Source organism: Halococcus sp. PRR34, assembly GCF_028617175.1.
GTDB lineage: Archaea > Halobacteriota > Halobacteria > Halobacteriales > Halococcaceae > Halococcus > Halococcus salifodinae.
In genome coordinates this window covers 24,419-43,337 of the sequence record NZ_JAQJDA010000022.1, presented here as the reverse complement: position 1 = coordinate 43,337, position 18,919 = coordinate 24,419, and the positions used below count along the sequence as shown (strand labels likewise).

13 protein-coding genes and 1 tRNA gene are annotated in these 18,919 nt (G+C 61.9%); 4 read left to right on the top strand and 10 right to left on the bottom strand.

What is annotated here, in order from left to right; translation table 11 throughout:
• Nucleotides 1-95: 95 nt before the first annotated feature.
• From PHA81_RS17845 to PHA81_RS17815, 7 genes are all read right to left on the bottom strand, one after another.
• Nucleotides 96-524 carry a hypothetical protein gene (locus PHA81_RS17845; RefSeq protein WP_273837912.1) on the bottom strand — a complete coding sequence of 143 codons (429 nt, stop codon included), beginning with the start codon at nucleotides 522-524 and terminating at the stop codon, nucleotides 96-98.
• Nucleotides 525-589: 65 nt separating this feature from the next.
• A complete protein-coding gene (locus tag PHA81_RS17840; protein ID WP_273837911.1) occupies nucleotides 590-2,926 on the bottom strand; it encodes a DEAD/DEAH box helicase in 2,337 nt (778 codons plus the stop codon).
• Between the two features lie 45 nt (nucleotides 2,927-2,971).
• The gene (locus PHA81_RS17835; protein WP_273837910.1) at nucleotides 2,972-3,685 is read right to left on the bottom strand and encodes a hypothetical protein; all 714 of its coding nucleotides are present in this window, start codon (nucleotides 3,683-3,685) and stop codon (nucleotides 2,972-2,974) included.
• A gap of 39 nt (nucleotides 3,686-3,724) precedes the next feature.
• Nucleotides 3,725-4,492, bottom strand: coding sequence for a SprT-like domain-containing protein (locus PHA81_RS17830; protein ID WP_273837909.1), 768 nt, complete (start codon nucleotides 4,490-4,492; stop codon nucleotides 3,725-3,727).
• An 85-nt stretch (nucleotides 4,493-4,577) separates the two neighbouring features.
• A complete protein-coding gene (locus PHA81_RS17825) occupies nucleotides 4,578-6,335 on the bottom strand; it encodes a DNA mismatch repair protein (RefSeq protein ID WP_273837908.1) in 1,758 nt (585 codons plus the stop codon).
• Between the two features lie 105 nt (nucleotides 6,336-6,440).
• The gene (locus PHA81_RS17820; protein ID WP_273837905.1) at nucleotides 6,441-7,409 is read right to left on the bottom strand and encodes a M48 family metalloprotease; all 969 of its coding nucleotides are present in this window, start codon (nucleotides 7,407-7,409) and stop codon (nucleotides 6,441-6,443) included.
• A 113-nt stretch (nucleotides 7,410-7,522) separates the two neighbouring features.
• Nucleotides 7,523-7,596: transfer RNA gene (locus PHA81_RS17815), tRNA-Met, on the bottom strand.
• Nucleotides 7,597-7,811: 215 nt separating this feature from the next.
• On the opposite strand from PHA81_RS17815, the gene PHA81_RS17810 reads away from it, so the two are divergent.
• The 3 genes from PHA81_RS17810 (at nucleotide 7,812) to PHA81_RS17800 (ending at nucleotide 10,759) form a co-directional block, all read left to right on the top strand.
• Entirely contained in the window at nucleotides 7,812-8,528 is a 717-nt protein-coding gene (locus tag PHA81_RS17810; protein ID WP_273837904.1) for a DNA-directed RNA polymerase subunit epsilon, read from the top strand.
• Between the two features lie 517 nt (nucleotides 8,529-9,045).
• Nucleotides 9,046-10,080 (top strand): threonine/serine dehydratase, encoded by a 1,035-nt coding sequence (locus PHA81_RS17805; protein ID WP_273837902.1) that lies wholly within the window; start codon nucleotides 9,046-9,048, stop codon nucleotides 10,078-10,080.
• Nucleotides 10,081-10,174: 94 nt separating this feature from the next.
• Nucleotides 10,175-10,759, top strand: coding sequence for a TIGR00730 family Rossman fold protein (locus tag PHA81_RS17800; RefSeq protein WP_273837900.1), 585 nt, complete (start codon nucleotides 10,175-10,177; stop codon nucleotides 10,757-10,759).
• 94 nt (nucleotides 10,760-10,853) lie between these two features.
• Here PHA81_RS17800 and PHA81_RS17795 read toward each other — a convergent pair whose 3' ends face one another.
• Together PHA81_RS17795 and solA are read right to left on the bottom strand one after the other, a co-directional pair.
• Nucleotides 10,854-11,669, bottom strand: a complete 816-nt coding sequence (locus PHA81_RS17795; protein ID WP_273837897.1) for a GHMP kinase — start codon at nucleotides 11,667-11,669, stop codon at nucleotides 10,854-10,856.
• Nucleotides 11,670-11,755: 86 nt separating this feature from the next.
• Nucleotides 11,756-12,901, bottom strand: a complete 1,146-nt coding sequence (gene solA, locus PHA81_RS17790) for an N-methyl-L-tryptophan oxidase (RefSeq protein WP_273837895.1) — start codon at nucleotides 12,899-12,901, stop codon at nucleotides 11,756-11,758.
• 77 nt (nucleotides 12,902-12,978) lie between these two features.
• Between solA and PHA81_RS17785 the strand changes: the two genes are divergently transcribed.
• Complete coding sequence (locus PHA81_RS17785; RefSeq protein WP_273837893.1) at nucleotides 12,979-13,458, top strand: hypothetical protein; 480 nt, start codon at nucleotides 12,979-12,981, stop codon at nucleotides 13,456-13,458.
• 351 nt (nucleotides 13,459-13,809) lie between these two features.
• Here PHA81_RS17785 and PHA81_RS17780 read toward each other — a convergent pair whose 3' ends face one another.
• Complete coding sequence (locus PHA81_RS17780; RefSeq protein ID WP_273837892.1) at nucleotides 13,810-18,675, bottom strand: carboxypeptidase regulatory-like domain-containing protein; 4,866 nt, start codon at nucleotides 18,673-18,675, stop codon at nucleotides 13,810-13,812.
• Nucleotides 18,676-18,919: the final 244 nt, after the last annotated feature.

The following is an 18,919-nucleotide window of genomic DNA, read 5'->3' as shown; positions in this document are numbered from 1 at the left end:
GTGCTCGGGGAGAGCGCTAAGTCTTTCCGGGCTCTGTCACTATTCGATTAGCGTGCAATCGGTCGTTGCTGTTGCGCCTCGGGTTCTGAAGGGGCTTATTCGGCGTTTTCAGGCATCGAGCGCGTGTACCACCACGCCCAGAGCATCAGAACGCCTTGGAGCGGGAGTCGGAGCCACAGCACCGCTCGAGTGATGCTCTCGGCCCAGTCGGGGGCTGCATCAGTTGCTACGTTGTTGGTCGCCATGTGGACGTTCGTCGGGAACACGGCGATCAAGAGCGCGATGATTCCCCACGCGGACTGCTGACGCGTCCGCCGGATCAAGACGCCAATCCCCAGAACGATTTCCGCGATGCCGGAGAGATACACGAGTGCAACCGGCCGGGGAAACTGTGGTGGTACGACCCGAGCGTAGACCTTCGGCGCGACGAAATGCATCACCCCTGCGGCGGCGTAGAAGACTCCCATCACGTAGAGCAGTGGTCGTTTGAGCCGGCTCAGGGTACCGTCGGTATCGGTGCGCATATGCTTTGCTAAGAGAACGCTGGATGAAGACAGTATCCCATTCGCGCGATACGACATATTCTCAGCTACGTGCTGTCGAGCAGTCGGTCCAACAGCATGGTGGCGAGGTCCTTGTCGAGTGGGTCGTTTGCGTTCCCGCAGTGCGGTGACTGAACGCAGGCCGGACATCCTCCAGTACACGAGCAGTTCTCGATTATCTCCTGCGTCCGGCGCATCAGCGTCTCGACGTCGTCGTAGCCCGCTTTCGTAAGCCCGACACCGCCAGGATAGCCATCGTAGATGAAGATCGTGCTCTGATTCGTGTGTGGGTGTAGCGGCGTCGAGAGCCCGCCGATGTCGCGGCGATCACACAGCAATTCGAACGGGAACATGGCGATCATGGCGTGCTCGGCGGCGTGGATCCCGCCGTTGAAGTCGCCCTCGGCTTCGCGCATGGCGGTCTCGACCGGTTCGGGCACCGTGAAGTACAGCGCTCGCGTCCGAAGCGAGGTCTCGGGCAGATCCAGCGAAAAGCGCCCGAGTGAGTCACCGGTGGCCCGGTCGCGGCGTTCGTAGCCCGTGATCTGCTTGCGCATCGTCACCTCGGCGAACCGGACCGTGACGTCCTCGCGTGTTGGGAGTGTGACCGCATCGAGATCCTCCTCGACGGTGATCTGCTTGTCGTGGAGCACCTGAGTATAGTAGTCCGCCCACGAGGATTCGAGCCCGGCGATGTCGTGGGAGAGGTCGAGCTCCGCGACTTCGTAGGTCCGGCCCTGGTGGTGATAGATCGCGCCGGGATGCGCGTCGCGAAGACCGTCGCCAAAGGGGAGTTGCCCGACCGTCTCGTCGCGTTGGCGATCCCGGAGCTGGATGGTCCGGTCGTCGATGGTCCGCAGACTCATCTCGTGCTGTGGGCTGCCGTCACCGTCGTAGGTCCATCGGACGCCGCCGTTAGTGGTACGGCGGTCGAGATCGCCTCGATCTTCGAGGTCGGCGACCAGCGGCGGGAACTCCTCGCCGAAGTGCTCGCGGTCGTCGGGCGCAAGCCACGACTCTCGGGCGGCACTCAGCACGTGATCGGGCATGAGTTGGTCGTTCGCGGGGTTGACGACCGCTTGCTCTGGATCGCCGTCGAAGAAGTCTGCAGGGTTGTCCATCAGGTACTGGTCGAGCTGGTCCTCGCCGGCGACGAGCACGACCAGACTCGGATCGTCGCCCCGCCCCGCTCGCCCTGCACGCTGGTGAGTCGCCATCCGCGTGCCCGGATACCCGTCGAGCAAGACTACATCGAGTTCGCCGATGTCGACACCGAGTTCGAGCGCGTTCGTACTCCAGACACCGCGGATCGACCCATCGTGGAGACCGTCCTCGATGACGTTACGGCGGGACTGCGGGAGCGCCGCTTGGTAGGCGGTAACGCTGCTGGCGAGGTCACCGTGTCCGCGATCACGGAGGGCGTCGGCGCTCTCGGAGGCGTAGCGTTCGGCAGCTTGACGGGCGCTCGTGAACGCTACGGTCTGGAAGCCGCGACTCACGAGATCGGCGAACAGACGCTTGGTTTCGGTGTGGCTCGATCGTCGTCGTCCGCTGCTGTCGGATTGGCCCTGCTGGGAGTCGTCGTCGTACTCGGGCGGGTTCCAGAACAGCCAGTGGGTCGGGCCGGTCGTACTCGTGTCCTCGTCCACCAGTGCGAACGACTCCCTGGGCTGGCCGGTAACGGCACTCGCGTGTTCGGTCGGATTGCCGATGGTGGCCGAACAGCATACAAATTGAGGATCGGCGTCGAACTCCTCACAAACGCGTGCGAGGCGACGGAGTACGAGCGAAACATGGCTGCCGAACACGCCGCGATACTCGTGGACCTCGTCAATCACCACGGTGTCGAGGCGCTCGACGAACCAGTCCCAGAGCCGGCGAGCGTGCGGCAGGATGCCGTAATGGAGCATATCCGGCGTCGTGAGAAGGACGGTTGGCTGGCGGTCGCGAACGTCGCGTTTCTCGGATTTGGAGAGGCGGCCGGTGTACTGGTCGACACGAACACGGCTGCCGAAGCCGAGGCCATGAGCGAGGTCGGAGAGGGTATCGGCCTGATCGTTGATGAGCGCGACCTGTGGCGCGATGTAGAGCGTACAGCGGTTGTCGGCGAGTGCGCGCTCAAGGGCAGGAATGGTGTAGGCGAGGCTCTTGCCGCTCGCGGTTCGGGTCGCGAGGACGGTGTTCCGGCCGTCGCGGACGGCCTCGATCGCGGCGGCTTGGTGGTCATAGAACTGCTCGATTCCGTCATCGGCGAGGACGCTCGCCAGTCGAGACTCGACATCGACATCTTGGAAAGTAGCGGACCGGCCGGAGAGTTGCTGGTGGAGTTGCACCTGTCCATCGTAATACGGCCGGTCCCGGAGCCATGCGACGGTATCCTCCACAGAAGCAGTACTCAGTCCGCAAGGCTAACGGTTCCGATACCGGCCTTACTCCTCTGCCTGATCCGGTGGGATCTCTAGTCGCGGGCCCGTCTCAGGGTTCCCGACGAAGATGGTCCGACTCAGTTCAACCATCTTGTCGAGTGCCTCACTCGTTTCGGTGTCGCGTTGGTACACTGATACAACATCGTCGTCATAATCGATGAGGTACTCACCACCGCGGTTCCCACGCAGGTAGAGGTGGTGTGAGTCCGCGCCGATGTACGTGCCGTCGCCTGTCACGGGCAGTGGCCGATCCTCGGGAGCTCGCTCACCGGTAGGACATACGTGGACCACTTCGACAGGTGTTCGCCAGCGATAGATCTTCATGTAATCACCACGCTGAAACCACAACGGGTCACGATCCCAGCCGTAGACACGCAATCGTCCTTGCCCGCGATCAGGGTCAGCATAGGCTTCGGTGACGAAATCGCGGGCTTCCAAGCCGTCTTCGAGTGTCGTGCGCGCACCTGAAACGAGCTTGAAATACCGCTCTTCGCCGCCCCGGGTCTCTTTGATATCTGCCTCTGCCTTTGTTGGGACTTGGATGGTTGCGTCGGCCGCAGTTTCGTGGACAAACAGAGTGTCCTGTCGGAACAGTAGGTCCGGATACCAGTTATCTTGCCCGATCTCCACGACGCGGGTATCCTCGATGAGTTGATCGATGACGGAGGTGCTTGCCTCCACCAAGTCGGTGTGGACCGTCTCTTTGTCACTGGTCATGGGTCTTCGATGGACTGTGCGTATGTTCTTGCATATTTCTTATCGCTGGGGAGTAGACGTAACGGTTGCTCCATTCTCATCGCGGGTCTCGATCTGCCACGAGCCACAGTCTCGACACCATGTTTCTCCCCGAACCACCCGTCGAACGGTTTTGCACATCTGCCTGCGGCCTCCGATGAGCCCACAGTTGGCACAATAGAAGCGATAGCGAAGATTGTCTTCATCGATGCTCGAATCAGTTCGCCACTTGGGTACCTCGTCAAGGGAGCCGCGTGGTCCCTCAACACGAAGTTCTCCATCGCACTCCCCGCAGACCTGTGTACCACGGATAGCGCGGCGGACGGCCACACTCCAGCGATGGCGTCCACCAATGAAACCGCAGCCCTGGGTACAGTAGAACTGATACTTGTAGTCTTCAGGCTGGGTTTCGTAGTGCGTACTACACCGTCCCGAGAGGGCTAACGGATCGACCCATTGCTTGAATGATTCGCCGTGTCCTGGTTCAACACCGTCGGTCTGGTGTTGATAGCAGTGGACGAGTTCGTGTCGGATCGTCTGTTTCATCGCCGCGAAGCCCGCTCGGTCGTGGGTCTGCTCGGAGAGTCGGATCGTGCAGTGGCCGTCTCCGTCGGAGGAGCACACGCCATGCTGTCGTTTCATCCGGGTGCTGGTTTCGAAGGTTACACAGTCGAGATCGACAAGAGGGGACGCTAGGGGCCACTCCCCGCCGTCGATGACGGTGTTTGCATACTGTCGCGCGCGCTCTGAGAGTTCGTGAGAATCGCCGAGGTCGCCAGCCACCGCCATACGCCACCCAAAGCGGTCAGGAATCAAAGTCGCCTCGGTTATGTCGCGTATACCTGTCTGACAGCAACCGAGTCAGTGGGAAAATCTAAGCTGACCATTCTGCATCGAGCAGGGTCTGCTGGACGGCTTCCTCGCCGACGGCGTCGGCGAGTGCTTCGAAACCGGCGCGCTCGCTCCGATCGCTTGCGTTCGCTACCAACCGAGAGACGATGAACTCCGGCGTCGACCGGCCGACGGTCCCGAACTGCGGCTGGTAATCCACGTCCAGCGTCAGGTCGTCGCGTAACCCCCGCGCAAAGATGCCGTCAGTCCGTGCCCGGTCGGGCAGGGGTTCGAGATCGTCCGCGAGGTGGGTCACGTAGACACCGACAGCGCCCGCATCGACGGCGAGACGCACTAACCCGTACAGCAGGTCAGCGGCACTCCCCGGTTCGGTGATGGCTTCGAATTCGTCGACCAGCATCAGCGTCCGGTTGCTTTCCGTCAGCGGCGGAACGATCGTCTGGAGGGTGGATTCGAGCACGCCCGCGTTGAAACTCGCGTGCCGGCGGTGGAACACGATCGCATCGACCCGACTCACCTCTGCGGCCTCTGCGGGGACGGGCAGACCCATGTGAGCGAGGACGACCACCTGACAGAGGGTCTCCAAGAGGGTCGTCTTTCCCCCGCTGTTCGCCCCGGTGAGCACCGTGACCTGATCCCCAGTCGGCACCTCCTCCGCACACTCGTGGTCGCCGACGGCGTACGTGACTGGCTGCACCTCGTCGTCAGCCGCCGCCACGAGTGAGAGGTTGCGCGCGTTCACAGCCGCCACACAGCCCGATTCGACGAACGTGGGACGGGTCAGATCGTAGGCGTGAACGAACCGAGCGAGTGAGAGCTGGAAGGCTGTCTCGCTCACCGCGGTCACAGCAGCTTCAATCTCATCGCGGCTGTCGTTGAGCGCGGCCTCCAGTTCGTTCGCGACCGCTTCCTCACGCGTCTCGACTGATTCACGGAGTGCAGCGAGCAGATCGCGGAGGCCCTGCGTCACGAAGTCCGCAGCATCGGCGGCTTCGGTCGGGGTTGCTTCCCGGACACGCGGTGCCGGGAGTGGCGTCTCGTTCGCCACATGGCTGATGAACGCTTCACGGAACTCCTCGGATGAGCGAACGCCGTCGGATTGGATGGCCTCGATAACGTCGATGCCCTGCGCCTCGAGGTGTTCAATCGCCGCGAGTTGGTCGCGGGCCGTATCGAGTTCGTCGTCAACGTCCTCACGGACGGTGATTTCCTCCCCCTCGGTGTCGAGTGAACCGAGTGCTTCGCGGGCGTCGTCGAGCGCGTCGGGATCAATCGCGTCGATCGAGGCGAACACACCGGTGTCCACACCGACGTCTTGGAGCGCGAGCACGGTCTCGACCGCGGCTCGATCGCCACCACCCATTTCATCGAAGCTGGTGAAGACATCGAGCACCGCCTCGCGGGTGGAGTCGTCGAGATCGGCCCAGGTGTCCGTTGCGAGGGTCACCTCGTCGAGACGCTCGTCCATCGCGTCGACCGACGTCAGTGGGGTCAGTACGCGGATCCGATCGCCAGCGTGGTCAGTGACAGCGTACGCTTGTGCTCGTGCGAGGAGATCCTTGTAGACGGTGCGGGCGTCCGGTGTTGTGAGAATGCCCATCCCCTGTTCGCCGTGGGCGTGTCGGAGGATTCGAGTGGCTCGCCCGCGGGCGAGTCCAGTATCGACGAGGGCACCGATGTCCATCGATTCGACCGCCCGAATCGCCCGTTCAGTGCCGAGTCCATCTTCGAGTTGGGAAGCTGTCTTCGGGCCGATTCCCCAGTAGTCTTGGAGGCGCATAGGCATCCGTTCCACGGCGAGCATCCAAATAGGTGAACCACTCACCGAGACAGCTTTAGAACCAGCCAGCTGGCAGGTGAACGTCCCGGCCACCACTGATGAGCCTCAGTTGATGTCGACGTGTCGCCACCGGCTCGAACCGGGATTCGGCCCAGCGGCGGTTGCGGCCTCTCGAACGCGCTCGACGCGCTCGTCAGTCGGTGGATGGCTCGCGAACGCTCGCTCCAACCGTGTGCGTTCAGTACGCTGGCGATTCGGGAGCAACCACGAGAACAGCCCCCAGCCGGGCTCGTTCGCGCGCTGGATTTTCTCGAGCGCACGCGCCAGCGCAAGTGGGTCGTCCAAGACTGCTACGGCCCGGTCGTCAGCCGCGTACTCCCGACGGCGAGCGTAGGCTTGAAGCGCCAGCGTTGGCGCGACGAGTAGGCTCATCACCAGCCGGTGCAGCCCGCGTCGCAGGCTACTGCCAACACTGTCGGGACCCCGCACCGGGCGGCCCACAACCAGCGAGAGTCCCCAACAGGCCATCGAGACGACTACTACGAACGGGACGAGCACGACCAGGAGGAGAGCGGTCACGGTCCGTAGCAGGCTCGTCGCCAGCGTCCGCAGGAGGCTATCGTAGCCTTCGAGATGCGCGAGTTCGTGTGCGAGCACTCCCTCGAGTTCCGCTGGCGTGAGCAACCGGGTGAGCGATTGATCGATTACGAGCGTCCCGCTACCGAGCGCGAACGCGTTGGGCTGGCCGATCCGCGCGGTATAGACGTCAGGACGGTCGATGCTCATGCGGTTGGTCAGGCGATCGACGCCCGCGTGAATCCCTGGAGCACGGGCTTGCGAGAGCGGGGCCACGTCGAGATGCGAGAGGAGACGCTTGGTGTTGAACCGATAGCTCAGGTAGCCGAAGACGAGCGCAAGCACGCCCGTGAAGAGCAACACTGACCAGAGGCTCCTCCCTTTAAGGATCGTCCCGACCACTTGAGAGCCAACGAGGAGACCGATCCCAGCGAGAGCGAGTAACCACACGCCAGTCAGAATGGCGAGGCCGCGTGGACGACGAGATGAGACTGTCATACCCTCTTGTAGGGGTTGCGAACGCAAAACGGTTGTTGCGAGTCATTTCGATGGGATCGACCCCCGGTCGACTGACTGGGTGAATCTTCGTCGACCAGCGAGCAGCACAGCCATAGCGGGAGGTGGATTCGAACCACCGATCTGCGGGATATGAACCCGCTGGAATGTCTGGCTATCCCATCCCGCTACCGCTTCGTCGGTCTCGAACGCCAGTAAGAGTAGCGAAACTCACCCTACGATCTGATGGAGCGGGCACTCCGCCTCATCGCTCCGTGGCCTTCGGTTCTTTAAGTGGTTCTGGCGACAAGGTGAAGATACGAGAGAGGCCTGCCGGGTTCTGCGGAGGACAGAATTCTGCACAGACGCATCTTTCAACACCCAGCGCCAAGTACCACCTGAGTCATGACCGACGGTGGGAGTCCTCCACGTCCGGTTTCCTCGCCACCCGAGGAAGAGGAGTTCGTCCAGCTGAGTCGGCGTCCTGGCGATAGTACTGTCGCACGGGCCGATCTGCAGCGCGACGAAACCGTCCGCCGGTGGGGGCTGGTCACGCCGAGTGCGACGCGTATCGGCCGGGCGGATTCGCCCGATGGCGACCTCAACGAGAACGTGCGTCGGCTTCACGAGGAGCGTCACCCCGCGATGGAGGGCTACAGCGAGCGGGCGCACCGTCTTGAGAAACTCCGCCTCACACATGCGCTGTGCAGCAATCTCGGCCTAACGCCGTGGCAGCGTGACCGCGCGATCGGTACCATGGTTGATCTCGATCTCACCGCGTTCGGCAGCCAGCGCGCCATCCCGAAGGTCGCACTGGTCGTGATCCGCCACGTCGTCGACCGCGAGCGCGAACACCACCTCGGGCTTCACGATGAGGAGTGGATCGCCGAGCAACCGCCCGACCGCCTCGCGGACCTCTACGAGCAGTTTCACTCGATCACCGACGACGATCAGTTCACGGCGCTCTGCGAGCAGTACGACCTCGACGTGACGAACCTCAATCGACTCCGCCGAACCCTGATCAACCAACTCGATGAGCAGGACCTCCACGATGCGGTCTACGGCCGGAATCCCTACCGCGATCCGAGTCTGCCGGATCTCGGTGTCGGTTCCTCGGCCTGACTGACGGTGCGTAGTCGCCGATCGTTCTTTAAGTGGTTCTGGCGACAAGATGAAGATACGAGAGAGGTTCGCTGGCTTCTGCGCAGAATAACATTCGACAGCGACGCGTCCTTCAACTCCCAACTTCCAGGACGGTCCGAGTCGTGACCCCCAGTGAAATCTCGGGACTGAAGCCTTCGATGAGCGTGTTGCCCGCTCCCGAGGCCATCCCTAGCAGGTATCTGGCTGGAAAATGGGCCGGCCGGTTTGACCCCCGGCCCATGGTTCGCGTATACTCCTACGCACGGTGTTCCCGTGTTGACCGCACGTAGCACAGGCAAACACGCCTGCACGTCACGATATGGGTAGCTATGGCTTAGATCTTGTTGCCATTTGGCATGATTTTCCTCATACACATCGGCTTCCCGATTACGGCTGTGACCGAGACGTACTCGATTCGCCGAACGAGAGTGACGGCCTATTCGCTGCCCTATCCCAGCCAAATCGGTTAGTGACTCCGCGTCAGTTCTCTTCGTGTATGCCACCGACCTATGAGCCGGTCGAGTCACCGGACGAGACGACGATCTTCCCGTATCACGATCTCACACCGCCGACCACTGCGGATATCTACCGCGCCCGGCAGATCGTCAGCCAGCACCTTCCACGGACGCCGCTTGTCCGGAGCGACGCCCTCTCCGCCGAGTTCGATGCTGACGTCTATCTGAAACGCGAGGACACACTCCCAACGGGCGCATTCAAAGTCCGCGGCGGGATGACGCTCGTCTCTCGATTGGATGCCGAGTTTCACGATCCAGGACTGGTTGCCGCCAGTACGGGCAATCATGGCCAGTCAATCGCGTATGCTGGCCGCACGTTCGACGTGCCGGTCACAATTGTCGTTCCCAAAGAAGCGAATCCGTCGAAAGTGACGGCGATGGAACGGCTCGGTGCAGAGGTGCTCTCTCACGGCTCGACCTTCGATGACGCCCGCGAGCACGCCGAGTCGTTGGCTGCTGAAGACGGCTATCGGTACGTCCACTCGGCGAACGAATCCGCTCTCGTTGCTGGCGTCGGCACGGCTGGTCTCGAAATCATTGAAGACTTGCCCGAGATCGACTACCTGTTCTGTCCGATCGGCGGCGGTTCAAGCGCCGCCGGATACTGTCTCACAGCCGGCACATTCGCGGATGCAGCGGTGGTCGGAGCGCAGTCCGAGGCCGCGCCAGCGATGTATCGTGCGTGGTCGGAGGGGCATCTCGACCCGGACGAGCGGATGGAAACGTTCGCTGAAGGAGTAGCAACACAGGTTCCGTTCGCACTCACGATGGACGTGCTTCGGGACCACCTCGACGACTTCCGGCTGGTGAGCGAGGAGGCGATCAAACATGGGGTACAGGACCTCTTCACAGATGAGCGAATCACTGCGGAGGGAGCCTGTACGACGAGTCTCGCGGCCATGCGACAACATCGCGATGAACTCCAGGGTCAGACGGTAGTCCTTCCAATCTCGGGGCGAAACATCTCTTCTGAGGCTCTGGAGCAGATTCTCAGCGATGCGAGCGTCGAGCGATAGCTTCGCAGCCTCCCCCTGAACCGATCACCGGCCCGCACCTCGGATCGAACGCTGAAATCACACGCTACTTCGCTCTGCAGCAGCGATCCTCAGCATGGACCGGATCTGTGTCTACTGTGGATCGAGTGAGGGCGCTCGCCCGGCCTATCGGGATGCGGCCGAGCGCCTCGGACGGACGCTCGCTGACCGGGACCTCGGACTCGTCTATGGCGGTGGCGATGTCGGGTTGATGGGGTCGGTTGCGGACGCGACGCTTGCGGCGGGCGGCGAAGCCTACGGCATCATTCCTGACGCACTCCGCGAACGCGAGATCGCTCACGATGGACTCACCGACCTCGAAATCGTCGACTCGATGCACGACCGCAAACAGCGCATGGTCGATCAGTCCGACGGATTCATCGCACTCCCCGGCGGGTTCGGCACGCTCGAAGAGTTCATGGAAGTGCTCACGTGGACCCAGCTCGGCCTCCACAAGCGTCCCTGTGGACTCCTGAACGTCGCGGACTACTACGCGGACCTCGCCGCGTTTTTCGACCACCAACGCGATGAAGCGTTCGTGAGTGCTCACCATCGAGAGATCATCGTGATTGAGGACGATCCTGACGATTTGCTCGACCAGTTTGCCGACTACGACGCCCCTCCATTGAAGAACGTCCTGCAAAGTGCAGACGAGACGTAGCTCTGTCTCTTTAAGTGGTTCTGGCGACAAGGTGAAGATACGAGAGAGGTCCGCCGGGTTCTGCGTGGAATAGAATTCTATACAGACGCATCTCTCAACTTCCAGCGGCCAGTATCGCCCCCTCATTTGAGATTCGGGTTGTTCGTTCGAGGACGTTCTGCCCGCCGGTGGCGATGACAGTCTCGCCGAGCATCGCCATGCTGGCGGCACCACCGTCTTGTTCGACGCGCTGTACTTCCTCGATGACTCGATCGGTTGCGAAGCCACTTCGTTGCACGAACTTCCAGGACAGGTCGAGGAGCTCTCGGAGCGATATCTCAGGGGAGAAGCGTGACAGGCTTTCCTGTCCGCACTCACGCACTCGTTCAACTGTCTGCTCGTCGTCGAGGACGGTACTGGTAGCGATCCCATCGACCGCGGTGTACTCGAGATCGGCCGACAACTCCGAGCGCTGGAGACCGTCACCAGTGTTCCAGACGAGGCCACCGCGATCCTGGATGAAGACATCGCCAAGACCGGTCCCGGCTTCGACCTCGGCGCGGTGGGCCGCTTCGAGGAGTTCCTCGCGGCTCCGCCCGAGGTCGAACGCTTCGTTGGCAGCAAGCGCAGTCGCAAGGGTCGCAGCACCGCTGGCACCGAACCCATACCCAACCGGAACCGACGCAGTCAGCGACACTGCTGCTGAGACATCAAGTTGCCGAAGGACACCCTCGACGGGTTCGAAGGTAGTGGGCTCTTCATCGAGACTGACGGATGTGTCGGTACTGGGCTCAACTACAGCGTCGACGCCGTCCTCAATGGCGAAACTCACCCCAAGCGAGCCGTCTTGTGGAGATTGCGGTGGGACGAAGATCGGCGTCACACTACCAGGGGCAGATGCAGTTATCGACGAGGGGCCTCTCGTAGCCATTAGTTGCCACCAGTAGTCGATCGTATACAAGACCTTGGTGAGGACCCTGTCGGAGTGCAGAGCCCTCGAGATTTCGATGGTGGGCTCTACGAGTCGAAGAACCGGTTGATTCGGTGGAGATCGACGGCGTGGTCGGTATCGCCAGCAGTAACGAAATCTGCGAGAATCTCGCCGACAACGGCGGTGAACTTGAACCCGTGGCCGGTGAATCCAGCTGCGATGTGGACGCTGTTGTAGTCGGGATGGCTGCCGAGCACGAAGTGGCCGTCGGATGATTCGGTGATCACGCAGGTGCGCAGCCGCATCGTCGATCCCGCTCCATTTGGAAAGTACGCCTCGGCGAACTCGCGGTGGCGTTCCTCCTCAATGGTCGTCGGCTCTCGGGGCATTTCGTCGGGATCGACGACGTTCGGCAGCGACGGCTCGCGACCGAATTTGAACCCCGGTACGTCGTGGATCGGAAAGCCGTATCCGTCGCCGTGCTCGCCGGTGAGACTGAACACCGGGAACGTCTCCGGCTGGAACTGCTCGGGCTCGTCGGGCTGGAGCCACGCCATGATCCGACGACATGGGGTGAGTTCCGACGCGAGATCGGGAAAGAACTCGCTGGCCCACGCGCCAGCGGTCACCACCAGGTTGTCTGACTCATAGCGACCCTTGTCGGTTTTCACTCGGACGCCGTCGCCGGTTTCGCGCCAGTCGAGGACGCACTCGCGGGCCCTGACGGTGGCTCCCTCGGCATGTGCTGCTTCGACGTGGGCGATCACGGCCTGCTCGCAGTCGACGAAGCCGCCGTCAGGCTGGTAGATCGCTCGATGGTCCGGCGGGAGGTCGTATCCCGGAAAGCGCTCGTTGACCTCCGTCCCGGTGAGCACCTCGTGGTCGACATCGTGGGCTTCGACCGAGCGGCGGGCGTCGGCGAACAGGTCCGCGTCGGCGGGGCTGGCGTGAATCGAGCCGGTGGTGGTGAGGAGGTCGCGGCCAGTCTTGGCTTCGAGGTCGCGCCAGTTTTCGAAGGTCGCGCGTGCGAGCGGGACGTAGGAGGGGTCTTCGGGCTGTGTGAGCCGGACGATACGGGTACTCCCGTGGCTCGACCCGCGGGCGTGCGGGACGTCGAAGCGCTCGATGCCGAGAACGTCGAGACCGCGTTCGGCGAGTCGATAGACAGCAGCGCTGCCCATCCCGCCGACACCGACGACGATCGCATCGTGCTGCTCGCGGGAGGCGTTCATACCCCAACGCCAGCGGGGCAGGGAGAAGTGTATTGCTGCGGCCGTGGTGATCGCTAGCAAAAGGCTTTACGCTCGGGATGAGTACCGCTGCCCAACCAGCACAGAACGCCGAGAATCCTCGGAATCAGAGTGCCGTTCAACTCATGCCCACGTTCGATGCCGACACAACGGCGATCAACGCGTTCAAGGTCGAAGACGCCGACTTGTACGTCTTCAGCCAGTACTTCGACCAGGAGGAGATCTTCGAGGAGTTGCGCGAGTGGTATGACAGCGAGGAGTATCGCTTCGAAGTGCCCACCGACGAGATGGACCGGATAGAGTCGTTCCTGGACGAGTATTTCTATGAGGTCACTCGCGTGGCACCTAACGATATTGAGCCGTTCTGCGTGGTGAAGAAGAAGTACACCGACCACGCGGACATCCTCCGGAACTCGGTGTATCACACGAGCCAAGGGAGCAGTACCGTCTTCGTGATGCAGGACCGGTTGTCGGCCGAGCAGGCGGTCGAACAGGGCGCGGCACCGCTTGCCGACTCAGACACGAACTTTCGATTGTAGCTGGACGGTGCCAGAGTGGATCGAGCGAACCATTCGGCCGTCCTACTGCTGTGTTCAGAAATCATATCATCGTTACTCGGGCTTAGAGAGCAAAGCACGAGTAAAGCAGTGATCTCCTCTGCTACTACCACTGTGTCAAGCAGATATATGGGTACTGAGAGCGCGTTCGACATCCCAACGCGTGGAACGAAACGCCTCAATGGACTATCTAGTTGCCAGCCTTTATCGCCCTCATCCTTGTTCCATACTCCAGAGATTAGCAGGCATGCACACCATCAGTACCCAACTGTCAAAATCTCTGCCATGAATCACAAAAATAACGCCTCTCAGGATCGAATACCGCTGTCGCGATTATTCTGTGAGTCCGACACCTCCTGCGATGATCTGGTCCGCGGCGGTGATGGATACCGATGAGATGTCAGGTGACACCAGCGCTCGCTGCGTCGTGTTCGATGCGTTGACCGACAGCGGATGCGTCGCGATCTCCTGGAGACTCGACACCGAGTACTGGTACTCACCTGACGCGTCGTCCGCGACACTGTAGGTGAACGTCAGCGTCTGGCTCTCTCCGCCCGCAAGCGTCACCGGCTGGGGGGCGGCTGCGGGATGGAAGAGGTTGAGCATCTGTTCGGTGCCGAACTCGCCGATGTCGTAGGTCGTCATCCTCGTACTGTCTTCGAGGAACGGATAGATCGTCTGTGTCGCCTGTTCGTCGCCGGTGTTGGTGACGGTGACCTCGGCCGTGAACTCCTCACCCGGTGCGGCCTCCGAAGGCCCGGTCACGTTCGACAGCGCGAAGTACGCTGGCTGAGGTTCACTCGATTCGACCGTGATGGTCGTCGAGACCACGTTGTCCGCCGACACTCCGTGCTGGTGTTCACCCGGCGTTCGGTTCGCTTCGACCGTGTAGGTGAACGTCACGGTGGTGCTCTCGCCACCATCGAGCGTGACCTCCTTGAACAGGTTCGAGTCCAGACTCCGCATGTCGGAGCCGAAATCGGTTCCCGGTGGGAGGTAGAACACGGTTCGGGTGGCCTGCTGGTTGCCGTTGTTGGTCACCGTTGCGCTCACGTTGATCGTCTCACCTTGATCCGCGTTCGCCGGCGCACTCAGGTTCGAGGCCTCGAAGAACGATCCCAGCGTGAAGTTCTGAGTGGTCGTCTCGTTGGCCTTGACGTCCACGAACCGGATGTCCGAGGTGCCGTAGTCGTCCGTCTTCGCCCGGAGTGCGTAGGTGCTCTCTGTGAGGTTCCCGATCTCGTAGTGGCCCGCCTCGTCGGTCGAGACGTTGAACGCGTCACCGTCGGCATCGACCACGTGAGCGCCCTCGATCGGAGTGCCCGCACCGTTGGTGATCGTGCCTTCGATGGATCCCGTTGGCGGGTTCGTCGGCTCGACCGTGAAGTCGATGCCCGTCACGGCTTCGCCCGGACCGACCGTGATGATGGTTTGGGCCTCGTAGCCCGCGGGCGTGTCCGCGACGTTGACCGAGTACGTTCCCGGTGGAACGTCGATCGTGTAGGTGCCGTTGTCGTCAGTGGTGGCGTTGTAGACGGTGCCGTCACCGTCTTCGGCGGCCACCGTGACGTTGGCGACGGGGTCGCCGGCGTCGCTCGCGGTCACCGTCCCCGAGATCGATCCGTTCTCCGGCGCGAGCGTGAAGTCCGCGGTCGCAGTGCCGTTGGCGGGCACGTCCACGGTCTGCGTCGCGCTGGAATAGTTGTCCGCCGAGGCCGTGATGTCGTGGGTACCCGTGGGTACGTCCTCGATGGTGTAGGTGCCGTCGTCGCCGGTCGTCGCGGTGTAGTTGCCGTCCGAGGCGTTTGCGGTCACGGTGGCACCTGCGATGGGCGCACCACTCTCGTCAGTCACGGTTCCGGTGATCGCTCCACGTGCGATGTCGATGTCCACAGGTTGCTCGGCCTCATCGTCCTCGGAAGTGACGACGTGGAGCCAGTCCTGCGAGATATCGACATCGTCGGGCACCGTGTTGGTGAACTCGACGCTCGTGGAGTCGCCCGGATCGAGCGTGACGTTCTCGCTCGTGTCGTCCTGCGTACCCGCGTCTGCACTCACGTCACCAACCGGATCGTTTCCGCTGGCGTAGGCCACCGAGTTGGCGAGGATAGTGTTCGCCGCGTCGGTGAACGCCGGGTTTTCGGTGTATTGCTCCCGACCGAGCGAGGATGCCAGTACCGTCGAAGTGTCCGACTCAACGGCGAGTGCCGCCCCGTCCGAACTGTTCTGGATGCCAACGTTGGCGATGGTCTCGCCGCCGTAACCGCTAAACCAACTCCGGTCGGCGTCGTCATCGGTATGGATCGGCACCGTGTCGCCGGGTTCACCAACGCCGTCGAGGATCGGACTCGAGTTGGTGATGTAGTACTGGACCGGCTGCTGGTCGAAATCGAACCCACTGCCGGTGCTCGCGGGGTTGTCAGTCGCCTCTGACAACTCCGAGATGGCGTCGCTGTTCGAACTCCACTGTTCGAGCCAGACCACGCCAGTGTCCTCGTCGCTGGTCGCATTGACGAACGCCTGTACGTCGAGGTCCGCTGGATCGAGGTCCTGCATCACAAACGTATCGTAGGCATCGAGGTGGTCCATCACGCTCTGATCTTGGACCACCGTGACGTTGTATCGATCCGTCGTCGCGTTCCGGAGTGCCGCGGCGGTCTCGTCACCGTAGCCTTCGTCGGAATCCACGACTGCGACGTTCGTCACAGCGGGTTCGAGTTCGTACTCGACGGACTGCTGATCGGTGGCGTTGCCGGTGTTCTCGACCTGAGCAGTAACGTTGTAGGTTTCGCCGGGCGCGAGTTCATCGGGTGCCTCGGAGATGTTGACGTCGAAGACTCCCTCGTTGACCGTGAGGGTCGCCGTCTCCGAGTCGTCGTCCGTGGCGACGCCGTACTGGTAGCCGCCACCGCTCACGCCTGCAGTGTCGATGTCTTCGAACGTCAGTTCGGTGGACTCACCTGCATCGAGCGTGACGTTCGTCGTCCGCTGGGTCATTCCTCTGAACTGGAATTCCACGGTTTGGGTGTCGATCTGATTCCCCGTGTTCGTCACCGTGGCGTTCACGTCGAAGGAGTCACCTTGATCGACCTCTTCGGGCCCCGAGAGGTCGGACACCTCGAAGTTCGACCCGAGGATTGTGAGTTCGTCGGTTGCGGAGTCGTTCTCGCTCGCCACCTCGATCGTGTAGTCGCCCGCACTACCTATCTCCGAGGCGGCGACCTCGAAGCTCACCGTGGTCTGGTGCGGCTCGCCAACGGGATCATCGACGCCCTCGGGAGCCATGTCCACGGTTTCGGTGGCAACCGGTTCGCCGTCGCCGACCGAACTGTTGTTCGAGGCATACAATGCGATCTCCTGGATTGCCCCTTCATCGCCCGTGTTCTCGAGATCCGCGGTCACGTTCACCGCTTCAGTGTCGTTGACCGTATCCGGCGCATCGAGGTTCGATATTTCGATAGCGCCCTCATCGAGGATATCGAGTACCTTCTTCTGGAGCAATCGGAGATCGTCGGTGGTGACTTCCCCGTCGCGGTTCATGTCTGCAAGATCCTCGCTGAAGGTTTCGGGATCGTCACCGTAGATGAACTGCTGGGTGAGTTTGATATCCTGGACGGTGAGGTTGCCACTCTCGTCGACGTCACCAAGGGTGTACTCGGGCGCAGCCCCACCGAGCATCGAGCTCGCGTTGTAGACGTCGATGATCCCCATCCCGTACCGGGAGTCTTTCGGTCCGTATCGGGTGTCACGCTCGTGGTCGGCGTCCGTGGGGTTGGCGGGCCGCCACGCGGTTTTGTTCAGCGCCTGCTGGATCTCGGAGACCGACGCGTCGGGGTTCACCGAGTGGAGCAGTGCCACCGCCCCTGCGACGTGTGGCGCTGCCATCGACGTCCCCGAGAGCTGTCCGTACTCGCCGCCCGGGACCGAACTCTTGACGTCGACGCCCGGTCCGGAGACGTTGGGTTTGATATACGTGTCGGGCCAGTCGGCGGGCGGGTCGTCCCAGTTGCTCTTCTCAACGAGATCGCCCGACGAGAAGTCCGCAATCCCGCCGTCCACGTTCGACGCACCGATCGAGAACGAGTGGAAGTCGTTGCCCGGCGAGCCGACACAGTCGCCGCCATTACCGGCGGAGTTGACGAACGCCGTGCCCGAGGCTTTCGCGTTCTCGATCACAGGGATCCACGCTTGGGAGTAGACCTCGCCGCCGAAGAGGCCACATCCTGCACCGACACTCAGGCTCGTCACGTCCGCACCCTCGCCGACCGCCCACTGGACGCCCGCGATGACCTGCGTGGTGGAGCCGGAGCCACCGGGGATCACCAGCCCGTGCATCAGCTTGACGTTGGGTGCGACGCCGATGTACTCGCCGCTGGCGTCGCCACCCGAGACCGTGCCGCTGGTGTGGGTACCGTGTTCAGCCGTGTCGTGGGGCTCCGATCCGGGAACCTGGTTGCCGTTTTCGTCGAACTCCGCCCACCCACCGGGGTAGGTCTCGTTCGACGGATCCTCGGAGTACAGATCGATGTCGGGATGGCCGACATCGACGCCGGTGTCGATCACTGCGACCTTCGATTCCCCGCCCATGGTGCCGTAGTCGTCCCAGACGTCGGTAGCGTTGATTTGGTCCAGCCCGTAGGTGGTGTTGTAGCCGTCCGCTTGGGTCTGGGCTTGGGCACCCATATCACCGGACAGGTCGTTTGCAGGCTGGGATTGGCTGCCCTTGGTCGAGTTGGGGATCGACAGCGTGCGATCCTTGACGACGGTCTTCACGCCGTCGATCGTCGCGAGTTTGTTGACGGCCGCGCGATCGGTGTCGACCTTGACCGAGACGATGTTGGCGACCCAGAAGCGATTGACCACCTCCACGCCCTGGAGGCGTTTTGCGGAGGCCATCACGGATGGCTGGATGGAATCAGCCTTTTGCTTCAGGGTTTGGATCGCCGCAGCGCGACTGGCGTCGGTATCTACCGACGCCTGGTCGAGCACTAACAGCGCGCGTACCGTGCCGTTCGATGCCTTCAGTGCGGGATCAAGCGTTGCTGTCCCACTTTCGTCGGCGGTACTCTCGCCGGAATCGGACGCGGCGAGTGTTTCCGTATCGACACTTGGTTGGTCCGCGTGTGTTCCCGCGGTTGCCGTGCCCAAAACGGGCGCACCGGCCGAAATGACGAGACCGAACGCGAACGCAATCACCATGAGTTGTCTGCCTCGTTTATATGTCATGTGTGCTTTTTCGCGCACATAATACACTGAAACGATTTCCTGTTTCAATGGTTCTGTGCGTGCGCTCATCCTCAAACTCAGTAATTATAAATGTATTTCAAGAATATTAACACGCCAATGATGTGATTGGATGAATAGAAATGGTCAATGGTGGCCGAGATTCACACAAGAGCAAAGACAGTTATTGAAGAGTGAAGAAGCATGCTTGACCAGAGCC

Excerpts from the sequence above, each read along its gene's own strand:
- solA (WP_273837895.1), bottom strand. The coding sequence starts at position 12,901 with ATGAACGCCTCCCGCGAGCAGCACGATGCGATCGTCGTCGGTGTCGGC.
- PHA81_RS17820 (WP_273837905.1), bottom strand. The coding sequence starts at position 7,409 with ATGACAGTCTCATCTCGTCGTCCACGCGGCCTCGCCATTCTGACTGGC.
- PHA81_RS17780 (WP_273837892.1), bottom strand. The coding sequence starts at position 18,675 with ATGGTGATTGCGTTCGCGTTCGGTCTCGTCATTTCGGCCGGTGCGCCC.
- PHA81_RS17845 (WP_273837912.1), bottom strand. The coding sequence starts at position 524 with ATGCGCACCGATACCGACGGTACCCTGAGCCGGCTCAAACGACCACTG.
- PHA81_RS17810 (WP_273837904.1), top strand. The coding sequence starts at position 7,812 with ATGACCGACGGTGGGAGTCCTCCACGTCCGGTTTCCTCGCCACCCGAG.
- PHA81_RS17805 (WP_273837902.1), top strand. The coding sequence starts at position 9,046 with ATGCCACCGACCTATGAGCCGGTCGAGTCACCGGACGAGACGACGATC.
- PHA81_RS17830 (WP_273837909.1), bottom strand. The coding sequence starts at position 4,492 with ATGGCGGTGGCTGGCGACCTCGGCGATTCTCACGAACTCTCAGAGCGC.
- PHA81_RS17800 (WP_273837900.1), top strand. The coding sequence starts at position 10,175 with ATGGACCGGATCTGTGTCTACTGTGGATCGAGTGAGGGCGCTCGCCCG.
- PHA81_RS17825 (WP_273837908.1), bottom strand. The coding sequence starts at position 6,335 with ATGCGCCTCCAAGACTACTGGGGAATCGGCCCGAAGACAGCTTCCCAA.
- PHA81_RS17835 (WP_273837910.1), bottom strand. The coding sequence starts at position 3,685 with ATGACCAGTGACAAAGAGACGGTCCACACCGACTTGGTGGAGGCAAGC.
- PHA81_RS17795 (WP_273837897.1), bottom strand. The coding sequence starts at position 11,669 with ATGGCTACGAGAGGCCCCTCGTCGATAACTGCATCTGCCCCTGGTAGT.
- PHA81_RS17785 (WP_273837893.1), top strand. The coding sequence starts at position 12,979 with ATGAGTACCGCTGCCCAACCAGCACAGAACGCCGAGAATCCTCGGAAT.